The following is a 798-nucleotide window of genomic DNA, read 5'->3' on the forward strand; positions in this document are numbered from 1 at the left end:
TTCACAAGACCATCGTTGATGTTCTCGGCGAGCGATACCGTCGAATTTATTCTTAAAGTAGGTGCGGAATGACGGGTGTAAAGGCTTATGCGCGAGATAAATACTTTACCGAAAAAACTGTCACCGTTAACACCGAAAAAGGCAAGAAGCAATTTTATGAAGTCATTCTTTTAAAAGAAGGTGCCAAATGGCTCTATCGCCACTATCTGAAAGGCGAGCTTCCGATGAAGAAAGGCTGGAATGGACAATTTACCCACGATAAATATCTTCAGGCTGCATAAGGAAAAATTATGAAGCAATCACAGGAAGTCATCGTCGCCCGTATTATTGCCGCATCCAAAGATATTGTCGCTTGCGAAAAAGCGATGGTAACACTGAAAGATATTTATCGTACCGCCATGCGCCAATATTTCCGCGAGCACGGCGACCCCGGCATTGATGGCGGACGACTCAGCCCGGACAAGCCAGAATACGAAGGTGTTATTAAACATACTGACCCCTATTTTATTGCCTTCCTCAAGAAAAAACGTGAATTATACAATGCTCGCCGTCGTCATAGTCGTGCAACTCAGGCATTAATCAAGTATCAAACGAAGAAGGAAGCCGACCATGTTTAACACCTTCTGGACACTGAAAATCATTAACGCCATTTCAATTATGGCATGGATAGTGGCAGGGATAACCACTGTCATTGGCATCATGAATGCAGAGCCAACAACAGTTATATTCTCAGCAATAGCGTTAGTTTTTAGTCGGTTATTTTTGGAATTTATTGCTGTGCAATTTGTACAGGCAGAA

Annotated in this window: 3 protein-coding genes; all 3 read left to right on the forward strand. The window is 42.9% G+C overall.

All coding sequences use genetic code 11. The annotated features are described in order from the left end of the window. Positions 1-68: 68 nt before the first annotated feature. Complete coding sequence (locus ACTBDZ_RS18255) at positions 69-281, forward strand: hypothetical protein (protein ID WP_438816326.1); 213 nt, start codon at positions 69-71, stop codon at positions 279-281. 9 nt (positions 282-290) lie between these two features. After that, positions 291-617 carry a hypothetical protein gene (locus tag ACTBDZ_RS18260; RefSeq protein ID WP_438816327.1) on the forward strand — a complete coding sequence of 109 codons (327 nt, stop codon included), beginning with the start codon at positions 291-293 and terminating at the stop codon, positions 615-617. Beyond that, positions 610-798 (forward strand): hypothetical protein (locus ACTBDZ_RS18265; RefSeq protein ID WP_438816328.1); only part of this gene is annotated, 189 nt, incomplete at its 3' end. The genes ACTBDZ_RS18260 and ACTBDZ_RS18265, both read left to right, overlap by 8 nt.

It is taken from the genome of Symbiopectobacterium sp. (assembly GCF_051710365.1).
Taxonomy (GTDB): domain Bacteria; phylum Pseudomonadota; class Gammaproteobacteria; order Enterobacterales; family Enterobacteriaceae; genus Symbiopectobacterium.

Excerpts from the sequence above, each read along its gene's own strand:
- ACTBDZ_RS18255 (WP_438816326.1), top strand. The coding sequence starts at position 69 with ATGACGGGTGTAAAGGCTTATGCGCGAGATAAATACTTTACCGAAAAA.
- ACTBDZ_RS18260 (WP_438816327.1), top strand. The coding sequence starts at position 291 with ATGAAGCAATCACAGGAAGTCATCGTCGCCCGTATTATTGCCGCATCC.